Source organism: Tunturiibacter psychrotolerans (assembly GCF_051013365.1).
Classification (GTDB): Bacteria; Acidobacteriota; Terriglobia; order Terriglobales; family Acidobacteriaceae; genus Edaphobacter; species Edaphobacter psychrotolerans_A.
In genome coordinates, this window is the sequence record NZ_CP132941.1 from 5,049,051 (window position 1) to 5,068,677 (window position 19,627).

Consider the following 19,627-nt stretch of genomic DNA (forward strand, 5'->3'; position numbering starts at 1 on the left):
TAGGGTTCATTGAGGATTGGCGCAGACTCGCTTAACCAACGATATCGGATCGGGCCGCATCTGAGCAGGACTAAGCCTTTACACGGCTCTCGTCGAGCATGGGCAGATGGCTGTAATTCCTGTAACGAGGTTTGAGATGAAATCGACAAAGGATGCAATGTTGCCCAACATAGTGAAAGTTTCCGACCCAATAGTGACTGGGGTTGATCCTGTTCCTGATGACAGCATCAGCCAAGAAAGCAGCAAAGAAACTTACAGTGAAGGCGGTCTTAGCGGAGAAGCTTCCGTCCGCACAGAACCATTCATGTTGCGTCAGCGCACAGATGAAGAGATAGCTGACTACGACAAGGGCTTTGCGTGTGGGCAGAGCGGCGGCCAGAATGACGACACGAAGAATCAAGCTTGGCAGCGTGGCTGGGCTGAGGCTCAGAAATGACGTTTTTTATCTGAAGATCCTTCTTGAAAACGCAAAAGGCTTGGGGGTAATATGTTGTCCGTCTGCGGTGGGAGGCAGAGGGAGGGCAACGAGATGTTGCGGGTAAGATGTGAATCGCTAGCGAGAATGGGCCATGAACTTGATAAACTCTATACCAACTTGCTCTTGGCAGAACAGCGCGATTTAGCACAAGCAGAGTATGAATTGAGCAAGATGCACAAGATGATTCGGCAACATCGTAGAAGTTGTCCGCAGTGTTTGCATAACGAGCGGCCCGTGGCTTTCAGTGAACCTCATGGTCCTTTTCCAATGGATATAGGCCGGGACCTTCCTGGATGAAGTAGTGTTAGCAACCGCTTCCTAGAGTTATACTTGGTCACAAAAGGCCCCGCTAATCGTTACCGGTTAGCGGGGTGCAGTCGAAGGATTTTGAGTGTCTTACTTCTGGTGGTGGGACGCATTAAGCAAAGAGTCGGTTGCTTCCTTGGTGATCCACCTAGACGAGGAACAACGATAAAGGGCTTCGCGGTGGGCAGAATGATGACACGAAGAGTCAGGGCTGGCAGCGTGGATGGGCTGAGGCCCAGGAGTAACGAAACTTGACCGACGGAGAATCTAAATCCTCTGCGAACATCAGAATCCCTTGTCCGATAGCGACAGAATTACTCGCGGAGCAATTCAAGCATGCTGTGGTTGTTGCGCATACGATCTTGAACGAAGGAAAGCTGCTGCATTTGGAAGGATAGTTGGCGCTCGAAAAAGCTAACTATAAACGTTCGAGGCGTGCCCTAGAGCAGCACATACTCTCTTGCCCAATGTGTCACTCTTTTGACCCATTTTAGGGATGAAATCAAGAGCCCGCTGGTTCTGTTGAGCCTCAGGAATAGGGACAAAATAGAGAAAACCAGGCGACTGTCAGCTGCATCACACAGGGATGAACTGTGGAAGTGAGCCGCAGGTATAGATCCGCACGCCACTCCCGAGCACGCCCACCCGGTCCCTCAAGATGAAACACAAATCATGCACCGAATTGGAATCGGATCTTTTAGCATCCGAGGCCAGATACCGAGACCTTGTCCAAGAGACGTCAGCCGTTGAAAGGCGCGGTTCCATTGAGTCGTCTGCAACGATGGAATTACGGCATCTTGATAACGATAGACGAGTAACTCTGAGAGAAACAACCGGCTTTTGTTTGAGTTACGGGAGGCTAATATGTCTGAGATTGTCCTTACATGCGTGAATTGTGGAAAGTCAAAGACTGTGGAAGATAGTCCCGAAAACACGCGAGATCAAAAGTGCAAAGAGTGCCACAGTTCAATGGTCGTAAAGCGACTCCCAGGGAATTCAAAAGCCACGTGACAGGAGGTTACAATGTCTGACCCAAACCACACCGAATTGATGGACCAAATTCACTCTTCTGAACGTGAAATCGACGCGTTGCAGAACAAGATTAACGCGTGCGATGACTCAACTACTACCAATGATTACGCCGCTATGAGACGTGAGCAGGAAAAACATCGTCAACGGATACTTAAGTCGAAGGCAGACATAGATCAGAATAAGTGGTCGGAATGATTCCACGATGATCTGCTAGCCTGTCTGCATGATGGCGAAAGCACCGAAGAAGTCCACAAATCTCACCCTTCCGCTCGCTCCTCCCAGTCCTCCACGGATGCCCCAGACCGGAGACAGAGTCATTCCTGAACGTTCGGAGTCATCAGTATGGAGTGACCGGCGCCGATGCGCCGACCGTGGGTTAGGCTGTGAGCGTCCGAAGGACGCACAGTCCAGAGCCACAAGCGGAAGGGAGCCGGTCATGAAGGAGAAGTTACGATTTTTAGGTTTGGATGTCCATGCTGAGACGATCGCCGTGGCGGTCTCGGAGCCGGAAGGCGAAGTGCGAAGCCTGGGAACGATTCCGAACCGCGCTGAGTCTATCCGCAAGTTGATCAAGAAGCTTGGTCCTGCAGCCAAGTTGAGAGCATGTTACGAAGCAGGACCGACGGGCTACGTCGTGTACTGGCAGCTCGCGGAGCTGGGCGTCGAGTGCGAGGTTGTGGCACCCACGTTGGTACCGGTCAAGGCTGGCGATCGAGTCAAGACCGATCGGCGGGATGCTGAGAAGCTGGCACGTTGCTATCGATCCGGTGATCTTACTGCGGTGTGGGTTCCGGATGAGGGTTCCGAAGCGTTGCGCGATCTGGTGCGTGCCCGCGAAGCAGCCAAGCAGGATCAGACGCGAGCGCGGCATCGGTTGAGCAAGTTCCTTCTGCGTTCTGGTCAGCGTCCACCGACCGGAGTCAGGCCGTGGACACGACCCTATCTAATCTTGGTCGCGCAGCTACGTTTCACGCAGATAGCTCAGGAGTTCACGCGCCAGGATTATCTCCACGAGGTCGAGCACATGCGGGAGCGAGTCGCGCGGCTTGAGCAAGCCATCATGGAAGCGGTGAAGCTGGCAACGCCGGCGCTGCAAGAAGTCATTAACGATTTACAGGCACTGCGCGGTATTGCAGATATCTCGGCGTTGACCATTGCGAGCGAGTTGGGTCAGGTGTCTCGCTTTGAGAGTGCTCGCCAACTGATGGGTTACTGCGGGGTTGTACCGAGCGAGGATTCCAGTGGGAAGCGAACCAGACGCGGAGGCATCACGAAGACCGGCAACGCGCACCTGCGACGCATCGTTGTCGAAGCCGCATGGAGTTATCGTCGTCCACCAGGTATCTGGTACGGACTGCGTAGACGACAGGAGACCATTTCAGAAGAGGCCAAGGAGATTGCGTGGAAGGCGCAACACCGGCTGCACAAGCGGTATATAAGACTAGGCGCAGCCGGCAAGGACCGGCGGAAGATTGTCACAGCAGTAGCTCGAGAGCTGCTGGGGTTTATCTGGGCTATAGGAACCAGAGCAGAGACTGGTGTCAGGCCGCAAGTTGCAGCCTGACACGAGCCAAAACAAAACTTCTTAAAAAGGAAAGCCAAGAACACCAAACCGATGAACGCTGACATCCATCTCGAACACAGAGCCGGCAGCAGCCAGGGCAAGCACGAAGGAGAACCCTCGCTCGGCCTATGCGACAGGTTCAACCTGACTCGCGATAACAGTCAGAGGCAGCTCCCGACGGATCATGAATATGCGGTTCCGACCCGCGAATATCAGACTGATCAATCGTCGCTCAAAACTGCTCCGACTGCTGCTCGCTCTGTCTTCGGGAAAGGAAAGCAACGACAACGACAAAACAACCCCACTGTTGAGCAGAGTTGACACGGTCACTCCATATCAGTCCTTAGCACTCATTGAGAACCCAGCTTGGCGAGATCACGTTCTCTCGATAAGTGACTGGGCGATTCTGCCCCAACCCAGAATCGTTAGTCACACACCTTAGCCTTGGCTCCGCTTGATGCGGTGTAAATCTAGGTCGGCTAGTCCGAAAGAATACTTGGCCAGTTGAGCAGGAGTTCGACGTCACCCCCGCTGATCGAGCTATCGCGCTCGAGCAGAAGGAAACGAGAGCCATCACTCGCGACGTCGTACAGCGGGCTTCTGGTCGGATTGGCCAGTGCCGTACGGAAGAGCGGTTTTGGTCTCATCCCCCGATTTCTTTCGCTGGCGGAGAAATCCAAACACATCAACGATTGGTCCTCGGCAATATAAAACAATTCTTCGCTATCCTGCCGCCATCGAGGGCAGGATCCGCCATCCACGGAGACCCGGCGGAGATTTTTCATGCTGGGAAAGCTGGCCAGGTAAACTTCCATTCTGCCAGAACTGTTCGACCCAAACGCCAGCGACCTGCCATCCGGAGACAAGCCCGTGCTACCCACGAATCCGTTCGAGTCGATGAGGTGCCACTGCAACGGGCTAATCGCGGACCATTCGATAACCGAGTGGATGCCATCCTTCGAGCGTTCAACAATCACTGTGAGACCATCGGGCGATAAGCCGCAAATGTTGCCGCCCGCGATGGACTGCACAAATTCTTCCGGGCCCCGAGGATCTACACTTCGACGGAACAGCTTTCTCTGAACGAAGTCTCTGTAGTACAGCATCTTGCCGTCGTGAGTCCAGACTACGGAATCAACATGATCGGCGTCCGAGAGCACCTCCATTTGACCATTCGCTAAAGAGGCAGTCCACGCTCGAAAGATACCGGTCAACGCGTCATGACGGACAATCGCCACGAAACGACCATCAGGTGAGATCGTGGCTTGCCAATAGTCGTCTGGTTTGCCCAATATCCCAAGATGACGGCCTTCTCTATCGCGCCAGACCAGTGTGGAACGAACCTGCGCATCGGCGCGCAAGGCCAGGGCCCCGGTGTCCGAAGCGCTGACCTGACCAGCATGGTCAAGCAGGATATGCTCTGCGCCGAAAGCTTTTCCGTTGTTGCAGTCGAACCCTTGCGCGACGAGTTTGCCGGCCTGCTGAGTTATTAGAAAATGCTGGTCCGAATCCGGAACGGCCCCCAGAGCGAACTGGCCGTCAGCCACCAAAACTCTACGGCGGTGTTGTCTGTGATCGAGCGATTCGAGATAGATACCCCTTGTTTCCAAGCTGGACGACCGTGAAAAATATAGAAAACGGTTACCATCAGGCAGGAAAACGGGAAACCGATGGGAGTTCTCGCCTGCGCCCGCGTCTAACACCGTCACAGGAACCGCGGTCCCACCCGTTGCGTCGATTCGGAAGATCCCTCGCAGGTTCGGTGCGAAAAGGATGGTGTCACCGTTCCAGCAGCCCCCTCGCGGTTCGACAACATCGCAGAGAATAACAAAGCTCCCGCCGAAAGCGGGCGTCCTTTTTAATTGGCCATCCGCAAAAAAACCAATGTGATGACTGTCTGGCGACCAGAATGGCAGCGAAGCGGACTGCGTTCCCTCCATCCGGATCATATGATTCGATTTTAGCGGGCGGCGGAAAAGATATGCTCCTTGGGAGGTGCTGAGTGAGACCACGATTTCGCTTCCATCAGGTGCGATCACCGGGGCCCCTAAGAGTTGACCAACGTCTGCAGCCATGGCGCCATCTACAAGTGGGACCGCGACGCTCATCGCCGGTGGCAACCGCCTCCTCCGCGCAAACCAAGCTACGCTCCCGATCGAGGCAACCGCTGCTGCTGCCCAAAGAAAGGTGCGACGACTGACGCCAGTGAAGGTATTCGCCCCGGTGATCCGAACGGGGAACGGTTCTGATTCGTTCCCGGGCGTTTGATTTTTTGTTGATACGGTCCCTTCGACTGAGACCTCCGCGATGAATCGGTACCCTCGCCGGGGTGCTGTCTGGATGTACCGAGGTGAAGCCGCTGAATCGCCCAGCGCCTCGCGTAACCGGTTAACGGCGTTATTAAGGCCGTGGTCGAAGTCGCCAAACGTATCACCTGGCCATAGCTCCGAGCGCAATTCCTCTCGCGTCACCAACTCCCCGCGCCTTTGAACGAGCAGCACCAGCAGCCGGGCTGGTTGCACCGCAAGCCGCTCCTGTCGGCCTTGGCGCGTCAGGCAGCAGGTCCTAAGATCCAGCTCAAACGGGCCGAATCGTACCGCTTTCGCGTGTCGTGGGGGAGCGATCACAGCGAATCCTCGCGTGTTGCAGAGTGGCAACCTAGCATACAAGGCCCTTCCTGTAGTCACAATAGGCTTATAAACCGCTCATAAGAGGCTACTTGCGTGTGGAGAGTTTGGGGACATAATCGAGAGCCCCCGGTGATTGCGCCTAGCAGGCGGTTCGCGCAAGGTAATCCCCTCCAACTAGGAGCTATCGGGAGTCAATCATGAAAACGCGCATTATAGAGTCGCTTCGGTCCACCCTCGCCGTCAAACTTTCTATCGCGATCTGGTTCGCCTTATTAGTGCACTCACAACTCCAAGCGCAAAACGTGGTCACGCAGTGGAACGATATTGCGATTACGCAGGCGCGCGCCAGCACCGCACCGGGTGCCACCTCTGCGGGAGCCACGAGCCTTTACGTCGCGTATGTCGAGCTCGCAGTGTACAACTCGGTCGTCGCGATCGAAGGCCACTTTGAGCCCTACCAGTACACCGTACCCGCGGCCAAGGGCTCATCTCCCGACGCCGCTGCGGTGGAGGCCGCCTATCGCATGCTGCTGCATTTGCTGCCCGATCGGGCAACGGCACTTACCGCGGCCTACAGCTTGTCGATGGCGGCGATCCCAGACGGCCCCTCCAAGACCGCGGGCCAATCTGTCGGCCTGTTCTCAGCTAACACGCTCATCTCTTTGCGTGCGGGTGATGGCCTTGGCGTTCCATGGCCATACAGCTATCCATCCACACCGGAGCCCGGCGTCTACATCCCAACCCCCGGGGTCACCTCGCTGGTGACGCCATGGGCAGGCCAGATGAGACCGTTCACTTTCAACAACCCCGCTCAGTTCTTGCCGGATGAGCCGCCTCCAGCTTTGAGGAGCAGGGAATGGGCCGAAGACTACAACGAGGTGAAGTTGCTGGGAGCGGTGGACAGCACAATCCGCACGCCGGCTCAAACCGAAATCGGCCTCTTTTGGACCGATCACACCACTACACAGTACGGACGCATGCTGCAGTTGCTGGCCATGCAGGAGAACATGAACCTTTTGGACAGCTCGCGCCTGATGGCAATGTCTTTTACTTCACTCGCCGACGCCTACATCGGCTGCTTCAACGCCAAGTATCACTTCAGCTTTTGGCGGCCAGTCACGGCGATTCGCAACGGGGACATCGACGGCAACGAGCTAACGGTTGCTGACCCGGCATGGACCCCCCTGGGCGTCACGCCCGGGCATCCCGAGTATCCCGCCGCTCATGCGTGCCTTACCGGCTCGCTCGCGAACACGCTGGAGCAATACTTTGGAACACCGCGCGTGCACCTCACCGTCAGCAGTGCGGTCACCAACACAACCCACTACTTCCAGAACGTTCATGAACTTGAACGCGAGATAGAAGGCGCACGCATCTACGCAGGCTTTCACTACCACCACTCCTTGGTCCAGGGGTTTCTCCTGGGGCACAAGGTCTCACAGAACGTCACTGCCAAATACTTCGGCCCGGAAAGGAGCAACCACAAGGACGAAGACCGTTGAGCCGTCATCCATTGTGCGTCAACGTTGCCATGTAGCCCTCCATGACAGCGCTGAATAATGATGCCAAGACTAGTAGTGTGACGCGAGCGTGGCTGGATCTGGAGGTGTTGCACAACGCTCCTATGCTTCGCTCTTCTTGGCTTCTGCAGATCCCGTCTAAAGGAGGGGACAACAAAGAAAATACGCGCAACATGGTCTCGGGGGTCACCCATCTGCGTCCGACTTTATTTGCTGAATGGATCATGTATATGGCGGGTGCCATTCGGGATAAGAAGATCCTTCCTCTCGGATTTGGCGACGCGCGGTACGCCCCTGTCGCGGGGGAAGACCTCGGCAGAGTCATCGCCGCCATCCTCAAGGATCCAGTCCAACACGCGGGAAAGACTTATCCGCTCTATGGTCCACACGAACTAAGCCAGTATGAGATTGCGGACATGCTCACGCAGGTCTTGGGAAACAGAATCACCTACATTCCCATGGAGATCGAAGCGTTCAAGACTCTGTTGAAAGAGTTGTGATTTACGCCGTACTTTCAACAGCACATGGGATACGTATGCCAGGATTGCCTCGACGGGTCTTCTCCGGTACCAACGACATGGTGAAGAAGCTTACCGGCCGGGAGCCACTCGAGATGATGGACTACATAGTCAAAAACGAGGCTCTGTTTCGCGCACCTGTTGCCGCGCACGATATTCATCTAGGCCATATGAAAGCCAGCAGTCTCTTGGACTGCTGGCTTTATTTCAGGACTCAGAGCTTGAGTTCCGGAATGATTTCGAGATCAGTGAACTGATTGCCACTACTGTGATTGGGTCTCCGCGTCCATTTTGTGGCGCTCATCGTTCGTCTTCAAAGTCATATCTATCGTCTTTGGATGTGAGTCTTCGTCTCTTAATTCGAGGTCGCTGGGATGTTCGGACGGTGATTTGACCAGGTGTGCTTTGTGGGCACTCGAAAGGTGATTCCTTACATCCGATCCTTTATTTAACATAGCTGCTCCAGTATTCCCGTTGCGTACTTGGAGGGTGCTCGTCTAGGGCGGGAGCAAACGGCTGCTGAAGGCGAGATGCGAAGAGACTCGCTAATCCTTTAAGGATACGCTTTGGTTCAGCCCCGTGCCGCCACTCACCGCTCTGTTAGCCTCAGTATTCTGTTTTAGCGGAAAACCCGCTCATTCTAAACAGATGCGACCTAACGCAGTATCGCGAAAATGTCAGTTTTTTCATTGCAAACGGATCGAGAGCTCAAGCATGAAGTTATTGTTCGGGATACGCTTGCCGCGACTAATGGCGAATGTGCAGCTGGCTTTGGCGGACAGATCACGCTAGTTGCGAATTACATCTGTCCTTTGGATACAGATCGATCAAAGAGATACGTGCGTCAGCCCTCGATGCGTTCAGATAGGTAAAGCTTCTCGGGTAACTCGGGAACAACTAAGCGCATACTGCTCATGCGCCGTCTACCGATCCAATCGCAGGTACCTTACTCGTTCCAACACAGCGTTTCACAGTCAATAAACGCGAGCTTAGGACCACCGGGAAGCGCGTTCTTCAGCAATGGAGAACCAGTATCAAGAACCCACAGACGATTAGCGGGATCGACTACGACCGACTGGACGGAGACGAAGTGGTTTTCATTCTGTGTCTGATCTTTGTATTGCGTGGGGTCGCCTGATTTCCGACCCGGCCAGTCGTTGACCACTGCGTCCGGGTAGGCAACGGCCTTCCCATGGATAATTTCAGCGACGGTAAAGGGAACGTCATCACCCCACCGAGGAAAGTTAACGAAGACGCGATTCGTTCGTGAAACGGTAACACCGGTCGGCATGGGGCCGCTGAAGGTGGCGAATATCTCGAGACGGCCGATCGCTGTGTCGTGCGGAAGCGCCTGCGTCTGGGAGTGAGCCCCTATCGTAAAGGCGACAAACGGGAAACCAAGGGATAAGGTTAGCAGTGTTTTGTGCAGACGGGGACGGGCCATGCCGAGATTTGATGCGAGAGTCAGTCAAAGGGGAGCCCGCTGAACCATTGAACGTGACCCGAGACGCATCCAAGCAGAAAAGGTCAAGTCAGCGCGTTCACTTGGCTGTTCCTCGGAGGTACAAGGTCGTGGAGGAGAGCAAAACAAATATGCACAGTCAGCCGAACGATGGCATGGTCCGGGTGCGGGGTGCGCGGGAGCATAACCTCAAGAATATCGACGTCGACATTCCCCGAGACGCGCTTGTGGTGTTCACTGGTGTCTCAGGGTCTGGGAAGTCTTCGCTGGCATTTGGAACACTATACGCCGAGGCCCAGCGACGTTATCTCGAGTCCGTATCTCCCTACGCGCGGCGTCTTTTTCATCAACTGACAGTTCCCGAGGTCGACTCCATCGACGGTCTGCCGCCAGCTGTGGCGTTGCAGCAGCAACGAGGATCGCCGACTACCCGCTCGTCAGTAGGTAGCGTTACAACGCTTTCCAATCTTCTGCGTATGCTCTATTCCCGTGCGGGCGATTATCCCATAGGACAACCTCTGCTTTATGCTGAATCGTTTTCTCGAAACACCACGGAGGGAGCGTGTCCTAAGTGTCATGGTCTCGGGCGCATCTACGAGGTGACCGAGAAATCGATGGTGCCCGACGATTCGTTGACGATACGTGAGCGCGCCGTAGCCGCGTGGCCGACGGCGTGGCAAGGGCAAAATCTAAGGGATATTCTCGTGACGCTGGGTTACAACGTGGATAAACCCTGGCGCGACCTCTCGAAGAAGGATAGAAATTGGATTCTATTCACGGATGAGCAACCGACTGTTCCGGTATATGCGGGTTTTACGCCCGCCGAAACGCGACAGGCGTTACGCCATAAATTGGAACCCAGCTACCAGGGGACGTTCGCCGGTGCGAAGAAGTACGTGTTGCAGACCTTTGCGAACACGAATAGTCCCATGATGAAGAAGCGAGTGTCTCAGTTCATGTTGAGCACCGATTGTCCGGTATGTCATGGCAAACGTCTCAAGCCGGAGTCGTTATCCGTGAGGTTCGCAGGCTACGATATAGCCGATATTTCCAACCTTCCGCTTAAACGACTGAAGACGCTTTTTGCTCCATTTGCGGTGGACGGAAGTGGTCCAAGCAGGAAAGCATTGGGACATCCCGAAAAAATCATAGTGACGCAACGGATAGCGGCGGATCTCGTGGCGAGACTTTCAGTCTTGTTGGATCTTGGCCTTGGGTATCTATCGCTCGAACGGAGCACGCCCACCTTATCCCCTGGCGAAATGCAGCGATTGAGGCTCGGCACTCAGTTGCACTCCAATCTTTTTGGCGTCGTCTATGTACTGGACTAGCCTTCCGCGGGGCTGCATCCCGCGGACACTGAGGCGCTACTAACAGCTCTGGACTCACTGAAACAGGCAGGGAACTCGCTCTTCGTCGTTGAACATGAGCTGGACCTAATCCGGCGTGCGGACTGGCTGGTGGACGTGGGGCCGGATGCTGGCGAAAAGGGCGGCCAAGTTCTGTATAGCGGCCCTCCTGCAGGCCTCCGCAATGTAGAAGCATCACAAACACGACTCCATCTCTTTCGTGGGGGCGGAATGTCTAAGAAGATCACACGGACTGCGAAAGGCTGGCTCAGGCTCCGCGATGTGACGCGCAACAACTTACGAGGACTTGATGTTTCATTTCCGCTTGGGGTGTTTACTTCCGTAACCGGCGTGTCGGGTTCCGGCAAGTCAAGTCTCGTAAGCCAGGTGCTTGTTGAGCTGGTGGCCGAGCAATTGGGACAATCGATCGCGACTGAGGAGACTGACGCGGATGATCTGGAACAGACGACGATCGTCACAACTGGAGGCGAGATCGTCAGTGGTATCGAGCGAATTGGCCGCCTTGTTGTGGTCGATCAGAAGCCTATCGGACGCACCCCGCGCTCGAACATGGCGACTTATACTGGCCTCTTTGATCATGTAAGAAAACTGTTTGCCGCTACGAAGGCCGCCAAAGCACGGCGTTATGACGCAGGGCGTTTTTCCTTCAACGTTGCAAAGGGCCGATGTCAAACCTGCTTAGGCGAAGGCTTCGTGTGCGTGGAGCTGCTTTTCCTTCCCAGTGTCTACGCTCCCTGCCCGACCTGTCACGGTAGCCGATTCAATGCCAAAACCCTCGAGATCAGGTATCGCGATAAAAGTGTCGCTGATGTTCTGGCAATGACTGTCGATGTGGCTGCGGAGTTCTTCGTGGAAGAACTGCAAGTCGTCCGGGCCCTCAAAGTTCTCCGTGAAGTCGGCCTTGGTTATCTGCGGTTGGGCCAGCCCGCTACCGAACTTTCAGGAGGGGAAGCGCAGCGCATCAAGTTGGCGACTGAACTCCAACGCATGCAGCGCGGTAACAGCCTTTATGTTCTTGATGAGCCTACTACGGGGCTTCATCCCTCTGATATCGAACGACTCATGAAGCAGTTGAATGGATTGGTGGAAGCCGGAAATACGGTCATCGTGATCGAGCACGATATGCATGTGGTCGCTGAAAGCGATTGGGTGATCGACATTGGCCCTGGCGCGGGTGACGAAGGTGGAATTGTGGTTGCATCCGGACCCCCCAACGAGGTCACCGAAGTGAAGAGGAGCAAAACTGCCCCCTATTTGGCAGCTGCACTTTCCTGAATGATGGTCGCGAGCGCGCCTGCAATTTGAAGCAATAACCTACCGCGTCTTTGGCCTTACGTGGACAAAACGGTCAGCCCCAAGGCCAAGAGACAGAGAGTCCGCGAAACCGATCTGATTAATGGGAAGTCAGGTATACCGTATTGATCCAACGGGGTCTCGGCGGTTGGCGCCAGGAATGGTGCAGCCTACTAGGGATACAGCGCATCCCTTTTCTGAGACTCAGCATCCCATGAATTCACGGCCTGAAAGCGACGATCTGGCGGAATTCACATAGAAGCCGCTATGTGAAAAGAATTTCGGTTGAGGCTCAGAAACAGTTGGGAGCTACTGTCGGCTAAATACGACATATCATTACGACTGTAATTGTCATTCACGATCGCTGTCGTCGCAAAAGCGAAGCGTGCTGAGAGCGATTTGGTTTTATTACCTCAAGCTGCTCTTGCGCCACTGTTAGGTAAGTAACCCGCGAAGAGCTAACACATACAGATATATATCCCGATCGATGCTGAACGTTAGCATCAGAAATTGTGTGAAACCGCGAAAGTGCGAGGTTATTGTGTCCGCTACCGTTTATAAGAACTCTCTTTTGCATAGTCTTGACGCAGAAGTTATCAAACGCCTCAGCTTGGAGCCGGTGACGTTTGAGCTGGAGCACCAAATCGAGTTTCCGGGCGAATCCATTCGTTACCTCTACTTCGTGGAAGAGGGAATGGCATCCTTGACGACCACCTTCGAGAATGGCGCTCAAGTTGAGGTGGGGATGTTCGGGTATGAATCAGTGATTGGGGTTTCAGCTCTTATGGGTACGAAGCGGAGTCTCAATCGCGTTTACACACAAATCGCTGGGCATGGTTACTCCTGTCCCCTCGAGGCGGCGAGAAGCGAGTTTCGACGCGGCGGGGCCTTCCAATCGCTCACCTTGAGATATGTACAAGCCCAGCTTGTTCAGGCGATGCAGTCGGCTGGGTGCAATGTCCAGCACGAGGTCGACCAACGGCTGGCTCGGTGGTTGTTGATCTGTGCGGATCGCGCGCACAGCAACACCTTCAAAATGTCACACGAGTTCCTCGGTCACATGCTGGGTGCCTCCCTGCCTACAGTTTCGATGGCAGCGGCAGCCTTGAAGAGAAAAGGCCTAATCACCTACACTCGGGGGCTGATCACCATTCCTGACGTGAAACTCCTCGAAAAGAAGGCCTGTGAGTGCTACCACGTCATCAAAGATCATCTCGACAACTACACCGAGTTCGACAGTGGAATCATTTGGTAGAGATCTGCTCTGCCTGAGGAACTGCGGCTGTTACTCTTCCAAGTCTGTGTCGCTGACCTGATCGGCTTGGGGCCTCATGGCAACGAGGAGAGCCGCCGAATAAAGGGCGCACCCGCCGTCGTCGAATGCAATCAGTAAAGCGCCATCGAGCCGGTCCGCTGAGAGAATACGAGGTTCGATTGGAACAACCATGAGCGATTGTTCTCTGTAACATCGCCGCCGTCTGTAATACGCCTAACCAAAGAAGTAGATTTAATGGAGATAACCTCCGACTGGATGCGATCGGCATTAATAAAAGCTCAAGCAAGCCGCAAAGCATCTGCGACTCAAATGAGCGCTCTCTATGGCTGGAAACCAATTCTTCAGGTCAAACGAGCTAATCAGATGAGGGCAGCGTCGGGTTCGAACGCAGCAGTGTTCGATGGCGGCGCATCAGCAGCACCAGTGCGCGTCTAATATACGAGGCAAGCAAGGGCATCACGACGACAGCGACGGCGGTCCAGACGATCAGTGCATGCCATTCCCACTGCCAGATGTCGCGAACAAGGCGCCAGGGATGATGGCTCAGATGCTCAAGTTGCTGCCGATTTAGCGGGAGGCGACGGGTGTGAAAGAGATGTACGCCCAACTCGATAAATGGAAGAAACAAAATCAAGTGTAGCGGCGTCATCGCATGGGCACCAATCTGTGACGCGACCTGGTTTAAACCGAACGCCCATGCGAGGAGAATAACCAGGACCGTAGTGATACCTACCGACGGGTTGATCCCGATCACAATGCCCAACGCTAAACTCCACGCCAAGCGCCGCGGTGTCACCCCGCCGCGGAGCAGACGCAACAGTGGACGCAGTATCCTGCAGCGAAGGAACTCACGTATTGACTCGGGAAGCAGCACATCTGTGTGGGATGCCATGAAGGTGCACTTCGGTTGCGAGAGCATTTCGCATAGTGCCACCGGCGCGTCGCGGTTGCCGATAACGCGACTCTTAGCTACTTTCGAAGGCGAGATCAGTCGATTCTCGACTAGGATGGACGGGGAGAAGTGGCAGGGTTGGATTGCGGGACCCTGCGCATCGACCGGTCTAGAAATGGTCCCAAGTTTTCGAATTGGTACTGCAGCGGCACGATAGGTGATTTTTGCAGAAGGAAAAGTCAGCGTTAGAGATGGGATCTGGTCGTATCATCGGCATCGGCGAGATGGCCGATTTGGTGCGCGATTATGATTGGAATTCGACTCCGCTCGGGCCCATCGAAGCTTGGTCGAAGGAACTTGTCACCATTGTCAATCTGACCCTGACTTCCTCCTCCCCAGCAAGGACAATGTGGGGACCCCAACTGATCTTGATTTACAACGACGCCTACCGTCCGATTCCTGGGCCTCGCCATCCCTTCGCACTCGGCAAATCAGCCCGTGAGATCTATAGCGAATCATGGCATGTGGTCGGGCCGCTTTTAGAACAGGCGCTTTCCACAGGAAAGACGGTCTTTTACGAAAAGCTTTTGGTTCCGCTCCCGACACAAGACGGCGTAAGAGACGCCTACCTGAATTACTCCTTCAACCCGATCTTCGAAGATGAAGCGATCGCCGGTCTATTCGGTTCCCTTCATGATGTTACGGGTGAGGTCGTGGCGCTTCGCAAGCTCGCCGAGAGTGAAGCGCGGGCCTCGCGAATCCTGCAGAGCATCGGCGATGCGGTGATCGTCACCGATGAGCGCGCTTGCATTACCGACATGAACCACGTCGCGGAGAGTCTGACCGGCTGGTCTCTGATCGACGCGCGTGGAGAGCTCTTAAGCACCGTGTTTCACATTGTTGATGAGAAACTGCGGAAACCGGTGGAGAGCCCAGCCGACAAGGTGCGCCGTCTCGGGACGATAGTGGGCCTTGCCAATCACACCATCTTGATCCGAAAGGATGGGGTGGAAACGGCAATTGACGATAGCGGCGCTCCCATCCTCGACGACGATGGCAAGCTATCCGGGATTGTCCTAGTTTTCCGCGATATTACGGAGAGAAGGGTCGCAGAAGAGGTTGCGCTCCAAGAAAGAGCCAGAGCGTTTGAAGCACTTCAGCAAGCTCCAGTCTTCTTTGCTCTTCTGCAAGGACCAGACCATGTTTTCACCATGGTGAATCCACCCTACCTGCGCCTGGTGAACAATCGTGACGTCCTGAACAAACCCGTACGCATCGCCCTGCCTGAGGCCGCGGGCCAGGGTTACATCGACATTCTCGATAAGGTCTTGCAAGGAGAGCCATTTGTTGGAGATAGTGTTCGGTTTCAAGTCGAAGCTGCCGAGGGTTTGCCGTCGGATGAGCGTTACCTCGATTTCGTATATCAGCCGTTGCGTGAGTCCGACGGCAGCGTTTCAGGGATCATCGTGGTAGGAAACGATGTAACCGAACGGAAAAAGGCGCAGGACGTGATCCAGCGGCTTGCGGCGATAATCGATTCTTCTGATGATGTCATCGTGAGTAAGGACTTGAACGGCATCGTTACAAGTTGGAATGCTGCTGCCTCTCGGGTGCTCGGCTACTCCGCAGAGGAGATGATCGGCGCGTCCATTCTTACGCTCATTCCGGAGCATCTCCACTCCGACGAAAAGATCATCATCGACCATATTCGCGCCGGACAGCGCATGGAGCACTTCGAGACAGTACGCAGGACAAAGGATGGAAGGCTCTTGGACGTCTCGCTGACGATCTCACCGGTAAAAGATGAAAAGGGCAACATTATTGGAGCGTCGAAGATCCTTCGAGACATCTCTATTCGGAGACAAACGGAACAGATTCAACAAGATCTTGCAAAGCGCGCCGCCGAACTGGCCGCGATTGTGGAGTCCTCCGAAGACGTGATTCTAAGCAAGGATCTTAATGGAATTATCAAGAGTTGGAATGGCGCTGCGAGCCAGGTCTTTGGATATACAGCGGAGGAGATGATCGGTCAGTCCATCCTCAAGCTAATCCCTGATGATCTACGGGACGAAGAGAAACAGATTATCGACAGCATCCGCGCCGGGCGGCGGGTAGAGCACTTCGAGACTGTTCGTCTTACAAAGGACGGCAGATTGATCGAAGCTTCTGTGACGGTATCTCCGATCAGAGACAATAAGGGCGAGGTGATTGGAGCTTCCAAGATCCTCCGTGATATCTCCGCGCGGAAACGTATTGAAAAATCTTTACTGCAAGCGGAAAAGATTGCGGCAACTGGGCGTATGGCGGCTACGATCGCGCATGAGATTAATAATCCTCTTGAATCGGTCATCAATCTGCTCTATCTGCTTCGCTCGAAAATTGCCGACGAGGATGGACTAAATTACCTTTCGACTGCCGAAGAAGAGCTTGGGCGGGTTGCCCATATCGCAAAGCAGACCCTCGGGTACTATCGCGAGCACGCTGCGGCGTCCGCGGCCTCTCTGAGTGAGATAACCCAGCATGCAGTCACCATCTATGAGCCGCGATGCTCCGCCGCCCGCATCAAGATCAGCACGTTCTTTCAATCTTCGCGGAAACCGATACTCCGTCGAGGAGAGATGATGCAAGTCATTTCGAACCTCATCGCAAATTCTATCTATGCGATGCCGAACGGAGGTCATCTATCGATCTCCGTTGAGGATATCGACGAGCCCGTCGGCGGGACGGTATTGACGATTTCAGACGATGGCGTAGGCATCGCACCCCGCGATCTTCCGAGGGTATTTGAGGCATTCTTCACGACTCGTTCCACACTCGGTACTGGAATCGGACTGTTCGTCGCGAAGCAGTTCATTGAGGGTCACGGGGGAGAGATCAGCATCACAAGTCAAATTGATTCGGAAAGGCATGGGACAACAGTCCGAATATTTGTGCCTTTGCACACGCCATATGACGTCCCACGAAACGCATGAGATTCGGTAGAAGTTTCAGCAGTTGCGATGGTTGCTGCGACGTCTGCCGACCAGGCTACTGGTGTTATATTCGACGTTCCAATCGCAGACTTTGAACTTTCCGACCTTTGTCCTCAAAAGAGCGAGGTGCGAAGGGCGAGTCCATATAGCAGTCTGAGTCAGGTAGATAGATAAAGGTTGGTTCGTTCAACGTTCCGCGTAGGTTATAACCCGAATTGTCGTCTAGCCGATAGAGATTTGCGAGCGAGACTCAAGCTCGAAGTTTTGCCAGAAGGTCGGCAGGATGGACCGGCTTTAAGAGCAAATCGAAGTCATACCCCTGCTCGCGAGCCTTCCCTAAAAGATCGGACGTCGCGGCCTGTCCAGAGAAGAGCAGAACCTTACACTCTGGTTGAGTTTCGCGGAAGTGAATGGCCAACTCCACACCCGTCATACCTGGCATCATGACGTCACTGATGAGGAGATCGGGAGCTAACTCAGTGCAGGCGGCGATAGCCTTCTCCGGATGATCGAAGGCGGTTGCTTGAAAGCCCGCTCGATTCAAAATAACAGCGAGTGTTTGGGCAATCACCGCTTCGTCGTCAACGACAAAGACCACACGATTCGTATCTGGCACTCATCCCCTCCATTTCATGATCTAAGACACTCTTGCTCACTCTTCGACGCCAAAACTTACAACCTCAAAGAACTGGGCGCTCATCTCTCGATTATATTTCCGTACAAAGGGCAGATGACGGAAGGTATCTCTCCTATCAAACCCGGTGATCGGGAAAAGGTTCTTAGCGTAAATCGACAGGCGCAGACAGCCAGATCGGCCCATGCCCACGTTCGAGGCAAGAGCCTTCAATTCTACAAATGGCTGAATGAGCATCAAGCATTCCGGAAGGGCGGCCCGTCTGCATCTGTGGGGATTGCCTGGACTGATGTCGGTATTAACAGCTTCTCTTTTAGACCATATTCGACAGTTATCGCAATTTGACGATGATTGGCGTGTGATCAGACGGTTTTATCTGTGCCCGCGGCCCTCTATCAATCTCGCAAGAGATCAATCTCTCACCCAGGGATGGCGATAGTAGGAAGTGGTCAATTCGAATTCCGCGATTGTGCTGAAAGGCCTGCCTGAAGTAGTCCCAGAAGGTGAACTGTCCCTTCAAATCGGGATGCAGAGACCGGAACGCATCAATATAGCCGAGGTTGAGTAGACTGCGATATTTTGCGCGTGGCTCCGGCTGGAAAAGTGCATCGCGTATCCACGAGGAAGGCTTGTGGCAATCGATATCTTCCGGGATGACATTGAAGTCCCCTCCTATCAGAGTCGGAGGATCTTTCTTCTCCCAAATCTTTAGCTGTCTGTGAAGTCTATCCATCCAGGCTAATTTGTAGGCGAAGTTGTCACTTCCTTTGGGATTTCCATTTGGAAGATAGATGTTAACGACACGGAGACCGCCGATCATCACCTCGAGGAACCGGGAATGGCTGTCTTTTTCATCCCCAGCCAGTGTCCTGCTTATAGTCTCGATCGGGTGGCGAGACAAGATCGCGACGCCGTTATAAGCCTTCTGGGTTACCGCTACGCTCTCGTATCCAAGATTTTTGAACACGTCGGCTGGAAATTCTGTTCCCTTTAACTCCTGCAGCAAGAGCACGTCCGGCTGGTATGTCTCTAGCCACGCTGCCACCTGTTCGAGACGAGCTCGAATTGAGTTTACGTTCCAGCTCGCAATTTCAATCATTATCTCCTGATAGATGCGAAAAGGTAACAAGTCGATATTCGCAACTGTGGAGAAAAGACGCCGCCGCTAAGAGAAGTCTCACAGGATGTCTTACCAAACTGCGGGTCAAATAGCGTGACTGCAACTAAATTTGGCAAGGACGCATCTGGTCCCCGTATGAGACCCGAAGGGGTTTTGATCGGTATATCTGCGGCCTGCTGGTTCTTGGCGGGCGATGTCTACACAGTGGAATGAGATCACGAATGGTTGTACCGGTATATCAACTGGGATCAGCTTGAGAAGGACGTTCAACACCTGTTCGAAACCGATCGATCGGAATTGACAGCGGTTCCCTGCTCTTGTAGTTCAATGGGTTCCGTTCACGAAGCGAACTCTGTTTAGCTGAGGGCGACTGTCCAGGATGGTATGTGTCTTCAGTTGGAAGGTAGGGTGGTAAGTTCCAATGAACAACAAAGCATTACTTGCACTATGGAGCGCCGAAGATATGCCGGCGTGCCCGGAAGGGATGATGTTAGCTCAGGCGTTTCTAATCAGCTGCGGTGAAGGGGTCAACCGTCTCGGCGCTGAGGAGCCTTCAGACC

General features: G+C 54.2%; 14 protein-coding genes and 1 pseudogene. 8 read left to right on the forward strand and 7 right to left on the reverse strand.

The genetic code is table 11. From position 1 onward, the window contains the following. Positions 1-136 precede the first annotated feature (136 nt). Both RBB76_RS21480 and RBB76_RS21485 read left to right on the forward strand, forming a co-directional pair. Positions 137-436, forward strand: coding sequence for a hypothetical protein (locus RBB76_RS21480; protein ID WP_429634435.1), 300 nt, complete (start codon positions 137-139; stop codon positions 434-436). Positions 437-2,252: 1,816 nt separating this feature from the next. Next, on the forward strand, positions 2,253-3,380 hold the full coding sequence (locus RBB76_RS21485) for an IS110 family transposase (RefSeq protein ID WP_429634434.1): 1,128 nt from the start codon (positions 2,253-2,255) through the stop codon (positions 3,378-3,380). A 479-nt stretch (positions 3,381-3,859) separates the two neighbouring features. Here the strand turns inward: RBB76_RS21485 and RBB76_RS21490 are convergent, their stop codons facing one another. Then, positions 3,860-5,455: a hypothetical protein gene (locus RBB76_RS21490; protein ID WP_429634450.1), complete on the reverse strand. Its 1,596-nt coding sequence runs from the start codon at positions 5,453-5,455 to the stop codon at positions 3,860-3,862. Between the two features lie 246 nt (positions 5,456-5,701). Next, a pseudogene (locus tag RBB76_RS21495) lies at positions 5,702-6,067 on the reverse strand (winged helix-turn-helix domain-containing protein); the annotation flags it as partial. 140 nt (positions 6,068-6,207) lie between these two features. Between RBB76_RS21495 and RBB76_RS21500 the strand changes: the two are divergent. Further along, entirely contained in the window at positions 6,208-7,512 is a 1,305-nt protein-coding gene (locus RBB76_RS21500) for a vanadium-dependent haloperoxidase (RefSeq protein ID WP_429634433.1), read from the forward strand. 41 nt (positions 7,513-7,553) lie between these two features. Further along, the gene (locus tag RBB76_RS21505; RefSeq protein ID WP_429634432.1) at positions 7,554-8,030 is read left to right on the forward strand and encodes a hypothetical protein; all 477 of its coding nucleotides are present in this window, start codon (positions 7,554-7,556) and stop codon (positions 8,028-8,030) included. Positions 8,031-8,994: 964 nt separating this feature from the next. On the opposite strand, the gene RBB76_RS21510 is transcribed toward RBB76_RS21505, so the two are convergent. Beyond that, a complete protein-coding gene (locus RBB76_RS21510) occupies positions 8,995-9,492 on the reverse strand; it encodes a hypothetical protein (protein WP_429634431.1) in 498 nt (165 codons plus the stop codon). Positions 9,493-9,641: 149 nt separating this feature from the next. On the opposite strand from RBB76_RS21510, the gene RBB76_RS21515 reads away from it, so the two are divergent. From RBB76_RS21515 to RBB76_RS21525, 3 genes are all read left to right on the forward strand, one after another. Further along, positions 9,642-10,841: a hypothetical protein gene (locus RBB76_RS21515; RefSeq protein ID WP_429634430.1), complete on the forward strand. Its 1,200-nt coding sequence runs from the start codon at positions 9,642-9,644 to the stop codon at positions 10,839-10,841. A gap of 249 nt (positions 10,842-11,090) precedes the next feature. Further along, entirely contained in the window at positions 11,091-12,155 is a 1,065-nt protein-coding gene (locus tag RBB76_RS21520; RefSeq protein WP_429634429.1) for a hypothetical protein, read from the forward strand. A gap of 559 nt (positions 12,156-12,714) precedes the next feature. Beyond that, the gene (locus tag RBB76_RS21525) at positions 12,715-13,428 is read left to right on the forward strand and encodes a Crp/Fnr family transcriptional regulator (protein ID WP_429634428.1); all 714 of its coding nucleotides are present in this window, start codon (positions 12,715-12,717) and stop codon (positions 13,426-13,428) included. 376 nt (positions 13,429-13,804) lie between these two features. Here RBB76_RS21525 and RBB76_RS21530 read toward each other — a convergent pair whose 3' ends face one another. After that, positions 13,805-14,368 carry a DUF2062 domain-containing protein gene (locus RBB76_RS21530; protein ID WP_433963470.1) on the reverse strand — a complete coding sequence of 188 codons (564 nt, stop codon included), beginning with the start codon at positions 14,366-14,368 and terminating at the stop codon, positions 13,805-13,807. 224 nt (positions 14,369-14,592) lie between these two features. On the opposite strand from RBB76_RS21530, the gene RBB76_RS21535 reads away from it, so the two are divergent. Then, the gene (locus tag RBB76_RS21535) at positions 14,593-17,313 is read left to right on the forward strand and encodes a PAS domain S-box protein (protein WP_429634426.1); all 2,721 of its coding nucleotides are present in this window, start codon (positions 14,593-14,595) and stop codon (positions 17,311-17,313) included. A 250-nt stretch (positions 17,314-17,563) separates the two neighbouring features. Here RBB76_RS21535 and RBB76_RS21540 read toward each other — a convergent pair whose 3' ends face one another. The 3 genes from RBB76_RS21540 to xth all read right to left on the reverse strand — a co-directional run bounded on the left by RBB76_RS21540 (position 17,564) and on the right by xth (position 19,046). Further along, the gene (locus RBB76_RS21540) at positions 17,564-17,929 is read right to left on the reverse strand and encodes a response regulator (RefSeq protein ID WP_429634425.1); all 366 of its coding nucleotides are present in this window, start codon (positions 17,927-17,929) and stop codon (positions 17,564-17,566) included. A 36-nt stretch (positions 17,930-17,965) separates the two neighbouring features. Next, on the reverse strand, positions 17,966-18,184 hold the full coding sequence (locus RBB76_RS21545) for a hypothetical protein (RefSeq protein WP_429634424.1): 219 nt from the start codon (positions 18,182-18,184) through the stop codon (positions 17,966-17,968). Between the two features lie 94 nt (positions 18,185-18,278). After that, positions 18,279-19,046, reverse strand: a complete 768-nt coding sequence (gene xth / locus RBB76_RS21550) for an exodeoxyribonuclease III (protein ID WP_429634423.1) — start codon at positions 19,044-19,046, stop codon at positions 18,279-18,281. Positions 19,047-19,627: the final 581 nt, after the last annotated feature.